The following is a 17,074-nucleotide window of genomic DNA, read 5'->3' as shown; positions in this document are numbered from 1 at the left end:
AGCCCACATGTTCCGCCCACGACTGCTCTTGACCAGCCTCGCCATCGCCCTCGGCGCCTGCTCGCCGCAAGACCCGCAGGCCGTCACCAGTGCCGCCCTGGCGCAACAGGTGATCCTGCCGACCTACAGCCGCTGGGTGGAGGCCGACCAGGCCCTGGCCAGCAGCGCCCTGGCCTACTGCCAGGGCAAGGAAGACCTGGCCAAGGCCCGCGACGCGTTCCACGCCGCGCAGAAGGCCTGGGCCGAGCTGCAACCGCTGCTGATCGGCCCGCTGGCCGAGGGCAACCGCGCCTGGCAGGTGCAGTTCTGGCCGGACAAGAAGGATCTGGTCGGGCGCCAGGTCGAACAGTTGCTGAAGAACAACCCGCAGGTCGACGCCACGGCCCTGGCCAAGGCCAGCGTGGTGGTGCAGGGGCTCTCCGCCTACGAATACATCCTCTTCGACAGCAAGATCGACCTCGCCGACGCCGCCACCAAGGCCCGCTATTGCCCGTTGCTGGAAGCCATCGGCACCCACCAGCAGCAACTGGCCCAGGACATCCTGGCGCGCTGGAAGAACGACGGCGGCATGCTCACCCAGATGAGCAAGTTCCCCAACGACCGCTACGCCGACGCCCACGAGGCGATCGCCGAGCTGCTGCGGGTCCAGGTCACCGCCCTGGACATGCTGAAGAAGAAACTCGGTACTCCGCTGGGCCGGCAGAGCAAGGGCATTCCCCAGCCCTACCAGGCCGAGGCCTGGCGCAGCAACGCCTCGCTGGCCAGCCTGGACGCCAGCCTGAGCGGCGCCCAGGCGCTCTGGGAAGGTATCGACGGCAAGGGCCTGAAGACCCTGCTGCCGGCCGAACAGAAGGCCCTGGCCGGCAAGATCGACGCCGCCTACGCCGACAGCCACGCGAAGCTGGCGGCGCTGGAACAGAAACCGCTCTCCGAACTGCTCGCCAGCGAAGACGGGCGCAACCAGCTCAACGCCCTCTATGACAGCCTGAACGTGGTCCACCGCCTGCACGAAGGCGACCTGGCCCGCGCCCTCAGCGTGCAACTGGGCTTCAACGCCAACGATGGCGACTGAGGTCGGCACCATGCTGCGACGTCATGTGATCGGTCTGGGCAGCCTGCTGCTCGGCGCCTTGTCCTTCGGCGGCTGGAGCTTCAGCCGCCAGGGTAGCCAACCGCTGGTGCTGTCGGCGCGCGACGACGCCGATGGCCAGCATTACGCGGTGGGCTACCGCCTGGACGGCAAGTGCCAGTTCGCCACCCGCGTGGCCCAGCGCTGCCACGACATCGTCCAGCACCCGAGCCTGCCGCTGGCGCTGTTCGTCGCCCGCCGGCCAGGCACCGAAAGCTACCTGATCGACCTGAACGACGGTCACCTGCTGCAGACCCTGGTCTCGCAGAAAGACCGCCACTTCTACGGCCACGGCGTGTTCCACCAGAGCGGCGAATGGCTCTACGCCACCGAGAACGACACTACCGATCCCGGTCGCGGCGTGCTCGGCGTCTACCGTTTCGACGGCGAGCGACTGCAGCACAGCGGCGAGATCTCTACTCACGGCCTCGGGCCGCACCAGGTTTCCTGGATGCCCGACGGCGAGACCCTGGTAGTGGCCAACGGCGGCATTCGCACCGAGGCGGAAAGCCGGGTCGAGATGAACCTCGACGCCATGGAGCCCAGCCTGGTGCTGATGCGCCGCGACGGCAACCTGCTGTCCAAGGAAACCCTGGCGCAGCAGATGAACAGCGTCCGCCACCTGGCGATCGGTCGCGACGGCACCATCGTCGCCGGCCAGCAGTTCATGGGCGATGCCCACGAACATGCCGACCTGCTGGCGATCAAGCGCCCCGGCCGTCCCTTCGAAGCCTTCCCGGTGGCCGAGGAGCAGCGCCTGGCGATGGCCCAGTACACCGCCAGCGTGGCGATCCACGACGACCTGCGCCTGGTGGCCCTGACCGCCCCGCGCGGCAACCGTTTCTTCATCTGGGACCTGGACAGCGGTGCCGTACGCCTCGACGCGCCGTTGCCGGACTGCGCCGGCGTGGGCGCGGTGAAGAACGGCTTCGTCGTCACGTCCGGACAGGGGCGTTGCCGCTTCTACGACTGCCAGGGCGAGCGCATCGCCGCGCAACCGCTGGAGCTGCCTTCCGGCCTCTGGGACAACCACTTGCACCTGGCCTGAGAGCGCGGCATCAACCTCTCGCCATACCGGTCCGCGAAAGTCGGAAGCGACCTGCAACACGCTTGAAATCTTTCGCCAATCCTGTGCTTTGACAAGCCTTGAAAGCTGCACGTAATGTGTCGGATTCGCCCCGAAACGGGGCGCTCTCGGCATACCAGGGACCAGGATTATGTTGCTCCGCCGCATGTTGATCATGCTCGCCGCGGTGATCGCCGTGGTGGCGATTCTCGCCGGCTACAAGGTCTACTCCATCCGTCAGCAGATCGCCCTTTTCAGCGCACCGAAACCGCCGATCAGCGTGACCGCCAGCCTGGCCGAAAAGCGTCCCTGGCAGAGCCGCCTGCCAGCCATCGGCAGCCTCAAGGCATTCCAGGGCGTGACCCTCACCGCCGAAGTCTCCGGCACGGTACGCGACGTACTGTTCCTTTCCGGCGACCAGGTGAAGCTGGACCAACCGCTGATCCAGCTGGAAAGCGACGTCGAGGAAGCCACCCTGCGCACTGCCGAGGCCGATCTCGGCCTGGCCAGGGCCGAGTACCAGCGCGGCCGCGAACTGATCGGCAGCAAGGCCATCTCGAAAAGCGAATTCGACCGTCTCGCCGCGCAGTGGGCCAAGACCAGCGCCACCGTCGCCGAGCTGAAGGCGGCGCTGGCGAAGAAGCGCGTGCTCGCGCCCTTCGCCGGGACCATCGGCATCCGCCAGGTGGACGTCGGCGACTACGTCTCGCCCGGGACGCCGATCGCCACCTTGCAGGACCTTTCCACCCTGCTCCTGGATTTCCACCTGCCCGAGCAGGACTTCCCCCTGCTCAGCCGCGGCCAGTTGGTGAAGGTTCGGGTCGCCGCCTACCCCGGCCAGGTGTTCGACGCCGAGATCGCCGCCATCAACCCCAAGGTCGACAACGAGACCCGCAACCTGCAGGTCCGCGCCGCCCTGGAGAACCCGGACGGCAAGCTGCTGCCGGGCATGTTCGCCAACCTCGAGGTGATGTTGCCTGGCGAGGAACAACGCGTCGTGGTGCCGGAGACGGCGATCACCTTCACCCTATACGGCGACTCGATCTACGTCGTCGAGCAGAAGAAGGACGAGCAGGGCCAGGTGTCGAAGGACGACAAGGGCCAGCCGCAACGGGTCGTCGAGCGCCGCTTCGTCAGGATCGGCGAACGCCGCGAAGGCCTGGCGGTGGTGCTCGAAGGCCTGGAGGGCGGCGAGCAGGTAGTGACTTCCGGGCAACTGAAGCTCGACAACGGCGCCGCGGTGGCCATCGTCGCCGAGCGGGACCTCCAGCAAGAGCACTGAGTCGCGCGCCTTCCCGCTCCAAGGCGGAAGGCTTGCCAAGGGACTGAAACATGGCTTTTACCGATCCGTTCATCCGTCGTCCGGTCCTGGCGAGCGTGGTCAGCCTGCTGATCGTCCTGCTCGGCATGCAGGCCTTCAGCAAGCTGGTGATCCGCGAGTATCCGCAAATGGAGAACGCGCTGATCACGGTGACCACGCTCTACGCCGGAGCCAACGCGGAGACCATCCAGGGCTACATCACCCAGCCGCTGCAGCAGAGCCTGGCCAGCGCCGAAGGCATCGACTACATGACCTCGGTGAGCCGGCAGAACTATTCGACCATCTCCATCTACGCGCGGATCGGCGCCAATACCGATCGCCTGGTCACCGAGCTGCTGGCCAAGTCCAACGAAGTGAAGAGCCAGCTGCCGCCGGACGCCGAGGACCCGGTGCTGCAGAAGGAGGCCGCGGATGCCTCGGCGCTGATGTACATCAGCTTCTACAGCGAGCAGATGAACAACCCGCAGATCACCGACTACCTGTCGCGGGTGATCCAGCCCAAGCTGGCGACCCTGCCCGGTATCGCCGAGGCGGAGATCCTCGGCAACCAGGTGTTCGCCATGCGCCTGTGGCTGGACCCGGTGAAGATGGCCGCGTTCGGCGTCACCGCCGGCGAGATCAACCAGGCGGTGCAGCAGTACAACTTCCTCGCCGCCGCCGGCGAGGTGAAGGGCCAGTTGGTGGTCACCAGCGTCAATGCTTCCACCGACCTCAAGTCGCCCCAGGCCTTCGCCGCCATCCCGGTGAAGACCGACGGCGACCGCCGGGTGCTGATGGGTGATGTCGCACGGGTCGAACTGGGCGCCGCCAGCTACGACGCGATCAGTTCGTTCAATGGGATTCCCTCGGTCTACATCGGCATCAAGGGCACGCCCAGCGCCAACCCGCTGGACGTGATCAAGGAAGTGCGGGCGAAGATGCCCGAACTGGAAGAGCAATTGCCGCCCAACCTCAAGGTGTCCATCGCCTACGACGCCACGCGCTTCATCCAGGCCTCCATCGACGAAGTGGTTAAGACCCTCGGCGAGGCGGTGCTGATCGTCATCGTGGTGGTGTTCCTGTTCCTCGGCGCGTTCCGTTCGGTACTGATCCCGGTGGTGACCATTCCGCTGTCGATGATCGGCGTATTGTTCTTCATGCAGGCCATGGGCTACTCGATCAACCTGCTGACCCTGCTGGCGATGGTCCTGGCCATCGGCCTGGTGGTGGACGACGCGATCGTGGTGGTGGAAAACATCCACCGCCACATCGAGGAGGGCAAGCCGCCCTTCGAGGCCGCCCTGGAGGGCGCGCGGGAGATCGCAGTGCCGGTGGTCAGCATGACCATCACCCTCGCCGCGGTCTACGCGCCGATCGGCTTTCTCACCGGCCTCACCGGCGCCCTGTTCAAGGAATTCGCCTTCACCCTGGCCGGCGCGGTGATCATTTCCGGGATCGTCGCCCTGACCCTGTCGCCGATGATGTGCTCGCGCCTGTTGCGCCACGAGGAGAATCCCTCGGGCCTGGCGCATCGCCTCGACCTGATCTTCGAGGGCCTGAAGCGACGCTACCAGCGCGCCCTCCACGGCACCCTGGACACCCGTCCGGTGGTCCTGGTGTTCGCCGTGCTGGTACTGGCGCTGATCCCGGTACTGCTGATGTTCACCAAGAAGGAGCTGGCGCCGGAAGAGGACCAGGGCATCGTGTTCCTCATGACCAACTCGCCGCAGACCGCCAACCTCGACTACCTGAATCGCTATACCGCCGAGTTCGAAGGCATCTTCCGCAGCTTCCCGGAGTATTACTCGGCGTTCCAGATCAACGGCTACAACGGCGTCCAGGCCGGCATCGGCGGCATGCTGCTCAAGCCCTGGGACGAACGCGAAAAGAGCCAGATGGAATTGCTCCATGCGGTGCAGGCGAAGCTCAACGAGATTCCCGGCGTGCAGATCTTCGCCTTCAACCTGCCGTCGCTACCGGGCACCGGCGAGGGCCTGCCATTCCAGTTCGTGCTCAACACCGCCAACGACTACGAGTCGCTGCTGCAAGTGGCGCAACGGGTGAAGCAGCGCGCCAGCGAGTCCGGCAAGTTCGCCTTCCTCGATCTCGACCTGGCGTTCGACAAACCCGAGCTGGTGGTCGACATCGACCGCGAGAAGGCCGCGCAGATGGGCGTCTCCATGCAGGACCTGGGGGTGGCGCTGGCCAGCCTGCTCGGCGAGGGCGAGATCAACCGCTTCACCATCGACGGGCGCAGCTACAAGGTCATCGCCCAGGTCGAACGCCCCTATCGCGACAATCCCGGCTGGCTCGGCAGTTACTACGTGAAGAGCCGCAACGGCCAACTGGTCGCCCTCTCGACCCTGATCGAGACCCACGAACGGGCACGGCCGCGGCAACTGAACCAGTTCCAGCAGCTCAACTCGGCGATCATCTCCGGCTTCCCCATCGTCAGCATGGGCGAGGCCATCGAGACGGTTCAGCAGATCGCCCGCGAGGAGGCCCCGCGCGGCTTCGCCGTCGACTACGCCGGCGCTTCCCGGCAATACGTGCAGGAAGGCAGCGCATTGCTGGTCACCTTCGGACTGGCCCTGGCGATCATCTTCCTGGTCCTCGCCGCACAGTTCGAAAGCTTCCGCGATCCGCTGGTGATCATGGTCACCGTGCCGCTGTCGATCTGCGGGGCGCTGATACCGCTGTTCCTCGGCGTGTCGAGCCTGAACATCTATACCCAGGTCGGCCTGGTGACACTGATCGGCCTGATCAGCAAACACGGCATCCTGATCGTCGAGTTCGCCAACCAGTTGCGCCACGAACAGGGGCTGGAGCGTCGCGAGGCCATCGAGCAGGCCGCCGCGATCCGCCTGCGGCCAGTACTGATGACCACCGCGGCGATGGTGCTCGGGGTGATCCCGCTGATCCTCGCCACCGGCGCCGGGGCGGTCAGTCGCTTCGACATCGGCATCGTGATCGCGACCGGCATGTCGGTGGGCACCCTCTTCACCCTGTTCGTCCTGCCGTGCATCTACACCCTGGTGGCCAGGCCGGATGCCCCGCCAGGCGTGACGCAAGCGGCAAACTCACACTGATCGGAAACGGCGGATAGCGACAACAGCGCTGTCCGCCGGCGCTGTCGCCCCATCCCACAGCCCTCCGGGCGCGATCCTATGTCCGCCGGCAGCCGCCTCCAGTAGACTGCCCGCTGAAACGCAGTGGTGAGACGAGCATGGCCGAGAGCGCTTTTTCCGAACGTATCGTGCAGAACCTGCTGGATACCGACTTCTACAAGCTGACCATGATGCAGGCGGTGCTGCACAACTATCCCAACGCCGAGGTGGAGTGGGAGTTCCGCTGCCGCAACCAGGAAGACCTGCGCCTGTACCTGCCGGCCATCCGCGAACAACTGGAATACCTGGCGGGCCTGGCGATCAGCGACGAGCAACTGGCCTTCCTCGAACGGATTCCCTTCCTCGCGCCGGACTTCATCCGCTTCCTCGGGTTGTTCCGCTTCAACCCGCGCTACGTGCAGACCGGCATCGAGAACGACGAATTCTTCCTGCGCCTGAAAGGCCCCTGGCTGCACGTGATCCTCTTCGAAGTGCCGCTGCTGGCGATGATCAGCGAGGTGCGCAACCGCGCCCGCTACCCGGCCGCCACCGTCGAGCAGGCGCGCGAACGCCTGCAGGAAAAGTTCGATTGGCTGCGCCGGGAGGCCAGCGCCGAGGAACTGGCCGGCTTCAAGATGGCCGACTTCGGTACCCGCCGCCGCTTCTCCTATCGGGTCCACGAGGCGGTGGTGAGCGGTCTGAAGGATGACTTTCCGGGCTGCTTCGTCGGCACCAGCAACGTCCACCTGGCACGCAAGCTCGACCTCAAGCCCCTCGGCACCATGGCCCACGAATGGCTGATGGCCCACCAGCAGCTCGGTCCGCGCCTGATCGACAGCCAGAGTGCCGCGTTGGACTGCTGGGTCCGCGAATACCGTGGGCTGCTCGGCATCGCGCTGACCGACTGCATCACCACCGATGCCTTCCTGCGCGACTTCGACCTCTATTTCGCCAAGCTCTTCGACGGCCTCCGCCACGACTCGGGCGACCCGTTGCTGTGGGCGGAAAAGACCATCGCCCACTACCTCAAGCTGGGCATCGACCCGCTGACCAAGACCCTGGTGTTCTCCGACGGCCTCGACCTGCCGCGGGCCCTGAAGATCTATCGCGCGTTGCAGGGCCGGATCAACGTCAGCTTCGGCATAGGCACGCATTTCACCTGCGACCTGCCGGGCGTCGAGCCGATGAACATCGTGGTGAAGATGAGCGCCTGCAACGGCCATCCGGTGGCGAAGATCTCCGATACGCCCGGCAAGGCGCAATGCCGGGACCCGGACTTCATCCACTACCTCAAGCACGTGTTCCAGGTCGCCTAGGGCAAGCCTGGCGCGCCGCGGCAAGGTGGCGCATGAGGCCTGGTCCTTATTCGGCCCATGCCTCCGACGATCTCATCGCCCATGAAAAAGCCCCGCCAAGGCGGGGCTTTTTCGACAAGGAGACTCAGCGCGACAGGCTGGCTCCCCCCTGGGAAAGACCGAACATCAGCAGCAGGATGTCCTTGTTCGGCTGGACCTCCTGGCGCGTCGGCCGCTCGGCCTTGAGCGCCGAAGGCGTCGGGCAGTACTCATGACCGCCGCTCATCTGCACCACGTTCGGCGCGGGTTCGTGCCAGGCGGCAGCCGCGGCTGTAGCCACGGCGAGAGCGCCGACCAGCAACAAACCTCGAGTGATTTCTAATTTCATGTCTGCAACCCTTTGATGGCGCTGCCAAACGCCGTCTGGTAACCATAGATGAAGGCTTGCCACTGCGCGCCAGTCCACGACGAACGGCGCTTCAACTGCTTCAGGTCGTGCTGGGACGCCTTGTTCACCGTAAGGCGGCGGCGGCTCTTCTCCAGGTCGATCAGCGCTACTTCGATGGCCTCGCCCTCGACGCGGACGAAGATGTGCTTCGGATAGAGACAACCGTGCTGCCAGTGGGCGAGATTCATCCGGGCAATGGTAGCGCCGATTTGTTGCAGAATTCTTTGGTGCTTCGCTTCGCCCCAGCGGTCCTGGTCACCGCGCGCATAGCACTCGTCGAGGCTGGAGAAACCCTCCAGGGCTTCGGTCACCAGCAGCGCCTGCCATTGTCCGTCGACCTTGCGGCAGCCGGAATAGACCAGGCGCGGCACGCGAATACCAAGCGACTCGAAGGCCCGTAGCGCATCGCGCTCGCGCATGGCGGTGGGATAGCCGAAAGGGCGCTGCCAGTCGCGGTAGACGTGGCCGGTCTGCTGCTTGCGATAGAGCAGCCGTCCATCGCCGGTGTACACCCGCTGCACGCCGCTGGCCCCGCCGCGCCGCTCGTTGGGCTCCTCGACCCAGCTGCCGGGTACCTGCAACCACTGGTCGATGGCGGAGTCGCCGGAGATACGTTGCAGGGATGCCAGATCGGGAGCCATCGTTATTCCTTTCGCAAGATATAGACCCGCCACATGTGATACAGCGGGATGAAATCGAGATGCTTCTGGACGACGAAGCCGGCGTCGCGGAACTCGCGCTCGACCGTTTCGGCTGGTAACACGAAGCGGTTCTGGTAGCCGGTCTGTTCCCCGTTCGCTACCCGCCGTGCCTCCATGCGCCTACGCTTCCAGGCCTTGAAATTGCCATCGACCCAGAGGGAAAGAATCACGCTGTCCCGCGTGACCCGGTGAAACTCGCGGAGCAGGACGCGTCGATCATCCGCCTCGCCGATGTGGTGGAGCAGCCGCATGCAGAAGATATTGTCCACCGAGCTGTCCGGCAGGTCGATGGCGAAAGCGGAAGTCTGCAAGGGCCGTACCCGTTTCACCACACCGTCCGGCTGACCGGCGCAGGCGACCGCCAGCATGTCCGCGGAATTGTCGGCGCCGATGATCACCCGGTTGTCCTTTTCCGCCAGCAGCGGCCAGAAGCGTCCGGCGCCGCAGGGCAGGTCGAGCACCAGGTTGGGCTGCCCCGCGAGCTTCAGCGCGTGCCGGGCGAGTTGGACGTCGCGCCGGTGGGAAAGTTTCCGGGCGAGGCCGTCCTGATGCTTCTTCAGGTAGGCCTCAGCATGCTCGCGATCATACTTGTGAGAAAAGTCGAGGTCGACAGGCGGATTGTTCATGACGGGAACTCCAGGATTCATGAGACGAACGGTATGAATCCAGCCGTCAAGCTCGGGTCAAGGGGTGGTGAATTTTTCGTCAAGCAACATCGAGTAAAACTTCGAACCGGCAGCCGTGCGGCTCCACCGCGCTGAGGGTTACGCTCCAGCCCTCGGCCGCGCAGATCCGCTTCACCAGCGAGAGCCCGAGGCCAAGGCCTTCGCCGCGCCCGGAGCTGGAACTGCCGCGAACGAAGGGCATGAAGATGCGTTCGCGTTGTTCTTCCGGGACGCCCGCCCCGGTGTCCTCGACGCTGAAACCATGCTCGTCGAGGGTCAGCGTGATGCTCCCGGCATCGGTGTAGTGGGTCGCGTTGCGTAACAGGTTGCCCATCACCGCGCGCAGCAGTGGCGCGTTGAACTGGCCGGCGCAGGCACCTTCGTTGCGGTAGTGCAGGGTCAGTCCTCGCGCCTCGACCTGTTCGCGCCAGACCTGGACCAGGTCGTCGGCGATGCTCTCCAGGCTACCGTGGGGCGCCAGGCTTTCCTCGCCCTTCTGCGCACGCGCCAGCAACAGGAAGGTTTGCACCAGGTCGCGCATCTCCTCGGTGGCCTTGGTCATCCGCTCCAGTTGGCCACGGGCGCGCGGGCCGAGGCTGGGTTCTTCGGCCAGCAGTTCGCACGAGGTGGCGATGACCATCAACGGCGTACGCAACTCATGACTGACGTCGCTGGTGAACAATTGCTCGCGCTTGAGCGCGTCGCGCAGGCGGCCAAGGGTCTCGTCGAAGGAAGCGGCCAGCTCGCCGACCTCGTCGTTGGCGTAGTCCGGCGCCAACGGCGGCGCCAGACCGAGCAACTGTTCGCGATGCCGCACCTGGCGCGCCAGGCGCACCACCGGCTCCATCACCTTGCGCGCGAGCATCCAGCCAAGCAGGCCGGCCAGGGCGATGCTCAGCACGTAGCCGGTCAGCACCGAGGCGTAGAGCACCTGCTCGCGCGCTTCGAAATCGCTCTGGTCCTGCAGCAGGACGAAACGGCGACCATCGATATCGCGCACCAGCGCATGGAACGACAAGTCGCCCTCGAACACTTCGTGGAAACCGACATCCAGTTGGTCCAGCGCCGGCGGCATGGCGTAGGAGCCCTGGCCGTCGCTGATGAAGAAGCGCATGCCGGGATCGAGCACCGGGTTGCGTCCCTGGGCCAGGTCGTCGCGCAGGATGCGCTCCAGTTCGCCGCCCAGGTCGCGGGAAATCAGGCGCTCCTCGATGATGTGGACCACGCCGACGATGCCGGCGGAGAACAGTCCTCCCACAGCGACCGTCATCAACATGAAGGCGATGACGATCCGGCGGGCGAGGCTCTGCTTATACTCCATTCGGCTCCTCCGCCAGGCGGTAGCCAACGCCATGCACCGTATGCAGCAAGGCCACGGAGAATGGCTTGTCGATCACCTGACGGAGTTGATGGACGTGGCTGCGCAGGCTGTCGCTGTCCGGGCAGTCGTCGCCCCAGACCGCTTCTTCCAGGGCATCCCGGCGCACCACATGGGGGCTCTTCTGCATCAGCACGGCGAGCAGCTTGAGGCCGATCGGGTTGAGCTTGAGCGACTTGCCCGCGCGCTTGACCTCCAGGGTGTCCAGGTCATAGCTCAGATCGGCCACGCTCAGCTCGCGGCGGCCGCCACCCTGGGCGCGACGCAGCACCGCCTCGATGCGTGCGGAAAGTTCGGAAAGGGCGAAGGGCTTGACCAGGTAATCGTCGGCGCCGGAACGAAACCCCTGCAGGCGGTCGTCCAACTGGTCGCGGGCGGTGAGCATGATCACCGGCGTATCGCGCCGTGCGTCTTCGCGCAGGCGCCGGCACAGGGCATAGCCGTCGATTCCCGGCAGCATCACGTCGAGCACGATCAGGTCGTAGTGCTCGGTGGCCGCCAGGTGCAGGCCGGACAGCCCGTCCTGCGCGCAATCCACGGTATAGCCCTTGAGCGACAGGTAATCGGCCAGGTTGGCCAGGATGTCGCGGTTGTCTTCGACCACCAGTATTCGCATGTCCCACTCCTTCGCAGGAAGACCGATCGAGCGCCTCTCGCGCATTTACGGATTCTTCACCGGCGATTCACACCGGCTCTACGCTCGCCACCAGAGACTGCATGGCGTCTTCCATGGCCGCCGATCATAGCGGCTTTGCGGATGCGCACGAACCCCGGCGGTGGATTTAACCAGCGTCGAAGTCAAGAGAACGTCAACGCCAGCGTTGGAGATCGCATGACCCAGGCCGCCGTCCATTCCCCTTCCCGTCCATTCAACCCCTGGCTGTTCCTCGCCCTGCCGCTGGGCCTGGCGGCACTGCTGCTGGCCTTCGAGCCGGTGACCCTCGACCTCGCCCTGGCCAACCTGATGTACGACCCGGGCGCCGGCTTCATCGGCCGGCACAGCTGGTTCCTGGAGAACATCCTGCACGACCGGGTCAAGCAACTGGTGATCGCCATCAGCGTCCTCGGCCTGCTGGTCTCCATCGCCGGACTGTTCCACCGGCCATGGCGCGCACTGAGCAGGCCGCTGGCCTATGTGTTCCTCGCCATGAGCCTTGCAGCCAGCATAGTCACTCCGCTCAAGGCGCTCACCGCCGTGCAGTGCCCCTGGAGCCTGGCGCAGTTCGGCGGCGAGGAAACCTACAGTTCGCTGCTCAGCCCGCGGCCGCCGACCGAGCACCCCGGACGCTGCTGGCCGGGCGGGCACGCATCGTCCGGATTCGTCCTGTTCGCGCTGTTCTTCGCCCTGCGCGACCGCAAGCCCAGGCTGGCGCGCTACGCCCTGGCCTTCGCCTTCGCCATGGGCTGCCTGCTGTCGCTGTCGCGCATGCTGCAAGGTGCGCACTTCCTCTCGCACAACCTGTGGACGATGCTGTTCGACTGGCTGATCTGCCTCGGCCTGTACCGCCTGATGCTCTACCGACCGGAGAAGCGAGGACAGCGCAACGGCGGCGCCGACGAAAACCGCGTTCAGGGAGACGGTTCGTCCGCTCCCAGCACGCCGAACTCGATGGGCACCTTCATGTAGAACAGCCGCACGCCGGCCTGGCGGATCGACTCGAACAGCCGTTCTGCCTGCTCGGGATCGACCGCCATGAGGATTTCCTGCGGCTGGTCGGCCAGCTCGAAGAAATGCATCGAATGCAGCCGGCCGCTCTGGCCGAAGCCTTCGCTGGCAGCCAACGCGGTGGCACCGCGCACGCCCAGGCGGCGCGCCTCTTGCAGCAGCCAGTCGCAGATCGGCTGGCCCTGGTGGCAGCGCCCCTGCTGGGTGATGAAGGTCAGTTGATAGCCTTGCATGGTCGGTCCTCCCGCTGCGCTATTTGCCCAGCATCCAGTTCATCGAGAACAACCCCAGCAGAGTCATCAGCAACGAGCCGCTGACGTGCGTCGCGATGGCCCCGGCGGCCCAGCCCAGGCGGCCCTCCTGAAGCAGGCTGACGACCTCGGCGGAAAAGGTGGAGAAAGTGGTCAGGCCGCCGCAGAACCCGGTGATGATCAGTAGCCGCCATTCCGGAGCGATGCCCGGCGCCTGGGCGAAATAGGCAATCGCCGCGCCGATGACATAGCCGCCGACCAGGTTGGCCAGCAGCGTGCCGGGGGGAATGCTGGGCAGCAGGCTGTTCAGCTTGAGCCCGAGGAACCAGCGCAGCAACGCCCCCAGGGCGGCGCCGAGGGCGATGGCGAGAATGGATTTCCACATAGTCCTGTCCTTGTAGGAGCGATTCGGACAGGCGGCAGGCGAGCGCCTACGCGCCTTTCCAGGTTCATGCGTAGGCATCATCAGCCCCAGGGGCGGTTGAAGGAGGAATGCCATCTCCTGTCGGCAAGATTGGCACAAAGCGAGGCACCTATCAAAGGCCGGAGTACGCCGGATCGCCCGAAGCGTGCCAGTCTAGGGAACCTTTCCCCTTCCTTCGCCGGAGTCCCCCATGCGCCCAGCCCTGCTGCTTTGCTGCCTGTTCCTGTCCGCCACCGCCCAGGCCGAGGATTGCTCGCCGCAAACCTCTGTCGGTAGCTGGTGCGAGCTGCCGCTCGCGGCTCTCCACCCGACCCAGCAGAATGTCGGCCTGCTGCAGGTCGAGGATGACCAGGCCAAGCTCGCCGGGAAGAAGCCCAAGGCTCTCGAGCGCTACTTGCGCAAGAAGGAGATTCCGGTGGTGATCGGCCCCGGCGGCCGCTTCTACCTCACCGATCGCCATCACCTGAGTAGCGCGCTCTGGCGCCTGGACCCGAAACAGGGCGTGCCGGTGAAGGTGATCGGCCGGCTACCCCAGGCCAGCGACTTCTGGGAGAAGATGCAGGAAAACCACTGGGTCTGGCTGCACGATGCGCGTGGCGCGGAGATCCCGCCCGAGGCCCTGCCGGACGCTCTCGCCGGGCTTGGCGACGATCCCTACCGCGCCCTGGCCGGCTACGCCGAGGACGAGAACGCCTTCGACAAGGATCGGCAGAGCTATTTCATCGAATTCCACTGGGCGCGCTATTTCGGCGAACGCATGCACTGGCGGCCGATCAGCCGCGCCACTCTGCCCGACGACCTGAAGCAGGCACTGCGCCTGGCCTGCGAACCGGCGGCAAGGGAGCTGCCGGGCTACCGCCAGGACTGCCCGCACTGAGGAATAAAAAAGCCCCGCCGAAGCGGGGCTTTTCCAACCACAGGGGCCGGTCGGCTTACATCATGCCGCCCATGCCGCCCATGCCGCCCATGTCAGGCATGCCGCCCATGGCCGGCTTGTCTTCCACGATCTCGGCAACCATGGCTTCGGTGGTGATCATCAGACCGCCGATGGAGGCCGCAGCCTGCAGAGCGGAACGAGTGACCTTGGCCGGGTCCAGGATGCCCATCTCGATCATGTCGCCGTACACGCCGGTAGCAGCGTTGAAGCCGTAGTTGCCGGAACCCTGCTTGACCTTGTCGACCACTACGCTCGGCTCGTCGCCGGCGTTGGCCACGATCTGGCGCAGCGGCGATTCGACGGCGCGACGCAGCAGGGCGATACCGACGTTCTGCTCCTCGTTGTCACCCTTCAGGCCTTCGATGGCTTGCAGGGCACGAACCAGGGCTACGCCGCCGCCGGGAACCACGCCCTCTTCCACCGCTGCACGGGTAGCGTGCAGGGCGTCTTCGACGCGGGCTTTCTTCTCTTTCATCTCGACTTCGGTGGCAGCGCCTACCTTGATCACGGCAACACCGCCGGCCAGCTTGGCCAGGCGCTCTTGCAGCTTCTCGCGGTCGTAGTCGGAAGTGGTTTCCTCGATCTGCTTGCGGATCTGCAGGACGCGGGCTTCGATATCAGCCTGCACACCGGCGCCATCGATGATGGTGGTGTTTTCCTTGTTGATCACGACGCGCTTGGCGTTGCCCAGGTGCTCCAGGGTAGCGCCTTCCAGGCTCAGGCCGACTTCTTCGCTGATCACGGTACCGCCGGTGAGGATGGCGATGTCCTGCAGCATGGCCTTGCGGCGGTCGCCGAAGCCCGGAGCCTTGACGGCCGCGACCTTGACGATGCCACGCATGTTGTTCACCACCAGGGTGGCCAGGGCTTCGCCCTCGACGTCCTCGGCGACGATCAGCAGCGGACGGCCGGCCTTGGCGACGGCTTCCAGCACCGGCAGCATTTCGCGGATGTTGGAGATCTTCTTGTCGACCAGCAGCAGCAGCGGGCTATCCAGCTCGGCAGCCATGGTGTCCGGCTTGTTCACGAAGTAGGGGGACAGGTAGCCGCGATCGAACTGCATGCCTTCGACGACGGACAGTTCGTTTTCCAGGCCCGAGCCTTCCTCGACGGTGATCACGCCTTCTTTACCGACTTTTTCCATGGCTTCGGCAATGATCTGGCCGATGGACTCGTCGGAGTTGGCGGAGATGGTGCCTACCTGGGCGATGGCCTTGGTGTCGGCGCAGGGCTTGGCCAGCTCTTTCAGCTGGGCGACGATGGCCACGGTGGCCTTGTCGATGCCACGCTTCAGGTCCATCGGGTTCATGCCGGCGGCAACGGCCTTCAGGCCTTCGTTGACGATGGCCTGGGCCAGGACGGTCGCGGTGGTGGTGCCGTCACCGGCAGCATCGTTGGCCTTGGAGGCAACGTCTTTCACCAGTTGCGCGCCCATGTTCTCGAACTTGTCTTTCAGCTCGATTTCCTTGGCGACGGAAACGCCATCCTTGGTGATGGTCGGAGCGCCGAAGGACTTGTCCAGAACCACGTTGCGGCCTTTCGGGCCGAGGGTGGCCTTGACGGCATCGGCCAGCACGTTCACGCCGACCAGCATTTTCTTGCGAGCGGAATCGCCGAACTTAACTTCTTTGGCAGCCATGTTCTCTTTCCTCTAAATCGAATTCGGTGAAAACGGAGTGGTGAGACCGATCAGTCTTCCAGGACGGCGAGGATTTCGGACTCGCCCATCACCAGCAGTTCCTCGCCATCGACCTTGATGGCGTTGCTGCCGGAGTAAGGCCCGAAGACCACCTTGTCGCCCACCTTCACTGCCAGAGCGCGCACTTCGCCGTTGTCCAGTACACGACCGGTACCTACGGCTACCACTTCACCGCGGTTCGGCTTCTCGGCGGCGGAACCCGGCAGCACGATGCCGCCTGCGGTCTTGGTCTCTTCCTCGCTGCGACGGATAACGACGCGATCATGCAGAGGACGAAGCTTCATAGTCGTAACTCTCCCAAACAGTGGTTTCCAACGGCCGGATCGAAGTCCGGCGGGTTTTGTTGAAGCCGGCGTTGCCGGGTTGCGACTCGACGCGCGAGCCGCGTAAGACAGCCTGCCCTTGTGGCAGGGACCTTGCGGTGACCGTTACATAAGGTCGCCACAAGCCATTTCAAGGGCATGCAGTGAAAATTTTTTTCAGTTGCGCGAATCGTCGCGGCGCTCGTACTCACCCTCGATGACGTTCGGCCGCGACGGCCCCTGTCCGTAGCGGGCGTTCAGGTCGTCGGCGAAGGCGCGCCGGCGCAGCGCCTGCTGTTCGACGCGGCGGCGCAGGCCGCCGAGCATCAGGCGACGGGTGAAAGGAATCAGGCAGAGGATGCCGAAGATGTCGCTGATGAAACCCGGCAGCATCAGCAGGCCGCCGCCGACGGCGATCAACAGGCCTTCGAGCATTTCCTGCTCCGGCAGTTCGCCACGGGCCAGTCGTTCGCGGGCGCGCCAGGCGGTGGCCACACCGGCCACGCGCAACAATGCGGCACCGATGAAGGCGCTGGCGACGATCAGGAACAGGGTCCAGCCGACCCCGATGACACTGCCGACCTTGATCAGGACGGCCAGCTCGACCAGCGGGAAGAGCAACAGCAGAAAGAGGAAAGCGCGCATTTCAGAGTCCTTGGCGGGGCCCGTTTGCCCCCGGTACCACCAGTAGTTGGCGCCAGCCGGG

At 65.2% G+C, this 17,074-nt stretch carries 17 protein-coding genes and 1 riboswitch; of the genes, 7 read left to right on the top strand and 10 right to left on the bottom strand.

From position 1 onward, the window contains the following. Positions 1-7: 7 nt before the first annotated feature. The 5 genes from HMPREF2914_RS20795 to pncB all read left to right on the top strand — a co-directional run bounded on the left by HMPREF2914_RS20795 (position 8) and on the right by pncB (position 7,918). Positions 8-1,072, top strand: coding sequence for an imelysin family protein (locus HMPREF2914_RS20795; protein ID WP_023092840.1), 1,065 nt, complete (start codon positions 8-10; stop codon positions 1,070-1,072). A 10-nt stretch (positions 1,073-1,082) separates the two neighbouring features. Continuing rightward, a complete protein-coding gene (locus HMPREF2914_RS20790; protein WP_023092841.1) occupies positions 1,083-2,177 on the top strand; it encodes a DUF1513 domain-containing protein in 1,095 nt (364 codons plus the stop codon). Between the two features lie 169 nt (positions 2,178-2,346). Then, on the top strand, positions 2,347-3,477 hold the full coding sequence (gene mexV / locus HMPREF2914_RS20785; protein WP_023092842.1) for a multidrug efflux RND transporter periplasmic adaptor subunit MexV: 1,131 nt from the start codon (positions 2,347-2,349) through the stop codon (positions 3,475-3,477). A 50-nt stretch (positions 3,478-3,527) separates the two neighbouring features. Then, entirely contained in the window at positions 3,528-6,584 is a 3,057-nt protein-coding gene (mexW, locus tag HMPREF2914_RS20780) for a multidrug efflux RND transporter permease subunit MexW (protein ID WP_023092843.1), read from the top strand. 137 nt (positions 6,585-6,721) lie between these two features. Next, on the top strand, positions 6,722-7,918 hold the full coding sequence (gene pncB, locus HMPREF2914_RS20775; protein ID WP_003094025.1) for a nicotinate phosphoribosyltransferase: 1,197 nt from the start codon (positions 6,722-6,724) through the stop codon (positions 7,916-7,918). A 124-nt stretch (positions 7,919-8,042) separates the two neighbouring features. Here pncB and HMPREF2914_RS20770 read toward each other — a convergent pair whose 3' ends face one another. The 5 genes from HMPREF2914_RS20770 to HMPREF2914_RS20750 form a co-directional block, all read right to left on the bottom strand. Further along, complete coding sequence (locus HMPREF2914_RS20770) at positions 8,043-8,285, bottom strand: hypothetical protein (RefSeq protein ID WP_003102660.1); 243 nt, start codon at positions 8,283-8,285, stop codon at positions 8,043-8,045. Next, positions 8,282-8,986 (bottom strand): lipopolysaccharide kinase InaA family protein, encoded by a 705-nt coding sequence (locus HMPREF2914_RS20765; RefSeq protein WP_003094029.1) that lies wholly within the window; start codon positions 8,984-8,986, stop codon positions 8,282-8,284. Before HMPREF2914_RS20765 ends, HMPREF2914_RS20770 begins: the two co-directional genes overlap by 4 nt. A gap of 2 nt (positions 8,987-8,988) precedes the next feature. After that, positions 8,989-9,672, bottom strand: a complete 684-nt coding sequence (locus tag HMPREF2914_RS20760; RefSeq protein ID WP_003094031.1) for a class I SAM-dependent methyltransferase — start codon at positions 9,670-9,672, stop codon at positions 8,989-8,991. A 79-nt stretch (positions 9,673-9,751) separates the two neighbouring features. Then, positions 9,752-11,032 (bottom strand): sensor histidine kinase, encoded by a 1,281-nt coding sequence (locus HMPREF2914_RS20755; RefSeq protein ID WP_003094037.1) that lies wholly within the window; start codon positions 11,030-11,032, stop codon positions 9,752-9,754. Continuing rightward, positions 11,022-11,705: a response regulator transcription factor gene (locus tag HMPREF2914_RS20750; protein ID WP_003094039.1), complete on the bottom strand. Its 684-nt coding sequence runs from the start codon at positions 11,703-11,705 to the stop codon at positions 11,022-11,024. The genes HMPREF2914_RS20755 and HMPREF2914_RS20750 overlap by 11 nt, the downstream gene beginning before the upstream one ends. Before the next feature lie 216 nt (positions 11,706-11,921). Between HMPREF2914_RS20750 and HMPREF2914_RS20745 the strand changes: the two genes are divergently transcribed. Next, positions 11,922-12,716 (top strand): phosphatase PAP2 family protein, encoded by a 795-nt coding sequence (locus HMPREF2914_RS20745; protein ID WP_003094044.1) that lies wholly within the window; start codon positions 11,922-11,924, stop codon positions 12,714-12,716. On the opposite strand, the gene HMPREF2914_RS20740 is transcribed toward HMPREF2914_RS20745, so the two are convergent. Both HMPREF2914_RS20740 and crcB read right to left on the bottom strand, forming a co-directional pair. Beyond that, on the bottom strand, positions 12,659-12,988 hold the full coding sequence (locus tag HMPREF2914_RS20740; protein ID WP_003094048.1) for a DUF190 domain-containing protein: 330 nt from the start codon (positions 12,986-12,988) through the stop codon (positions 12,659-12,661). The genes HMPREF2914_RS20745 and HMPREF2914_RS20740 overlap by 58 nt on opposite strands. Positions 12,989-13,007: 19 nt before the next feature. Then, positions 13,008-13,391, bottom strand: a complete 384-nt coding sequence (crcB, locus tag HMPREF2914_RS20735) for a fluoride efflux transporter CrcB (RefSeq protein WP_003094051.1) — start codon at positions 13,389-13,391, stop codon at positions 13,008-13,010. Positions 13,392-13,455: 64 nt separating this feature from the next. Then, a riboswitch (Fluoride riboswitch) is annotated at positions 13,456-13,518 on the bottom strand. Positions 13,519-13,620: 102 nt separating this feature from the next. On the opposite strand from crcB, the gene HMPREF2914_RS20730 reads away from it, so the two are divergent. Beyond that, positions 13,621-14,307: a ParB-like protein gene (locus tag HMPREF2914_RS20730; RefSeq protein WP_023092845.1), complete on the top strand. Its 687-nt coding sequence runs from the start codon at positions 13,621-13,623 to the stop codon at positions 14,305-14,307. Between the two features lie 55 nt (positions 14,308-14,362). Here the strand turns inward: HMPREF2914_RS20730 and groL are convergent, their stop codons facing one another. The 3 genes from groL to HMPREF2914_RS20715 form a co-directional block, all read right to left on the bottom strand. Continuing rightward, positions 14,363-16,006 carry a chaperonin GroEL gene (gene groL, locus HMPREF2914_RS20725; RefSeq protein WP_003094059.1) on the bottom strand — a complete coding sequence of 548 codons (1,644 nt, stop codon included), beginning with the start codon at positions 16,004-16,006 and terminating at the stop codon, positions 14,363-14,365. A 50-nt stretch (positions 16,007-16,056) separates the two neighbouring features. Further along, positions 16,057-16,350, bottom strand: coding sequence for a co-chaperone GroES (locus tag HMPREF2914_RS20720; RefSeq protein ID WP_003094064.1), 294 nt, complete (start codon positions 16,348-16,350; stop codon positions 16,057-16,059). A gap of 195 nt (positions 16,351-16,545) precedes the next feature. Then, positions 16,546-17,013 carry an FxsA family protein gene (locus HMPREF2914_RS20715; RefSeq protein ID WP_003094066.1) on the bottom strand — a complete coding sequence of 156 codons (468 nt, stop codon included), beginning with the start codon at positions 17,011-17,013 and terminating at the stop codon, positions 16,546-16,548. Positions 17,014-17,074 lie beyond the last annotated feature (61 nt).

This window comes from Pseudomonas sp. HMSC067G02 (assembly GCF_001813485.1).
GTDB classification, from domain to species: domain Bacteria; phylum Pseudomonadota; class Gammaproteobacteria; order Pseudomonadales; family Pseudomonadaceae; genus Pseudomonas; species Pseudomonas aeruginosa.
The sequence above is the reverse complement of the archived record's forward strand: the minus strand, read 5'-3'. Positions and strand labels throughout refer to the sequence as shown.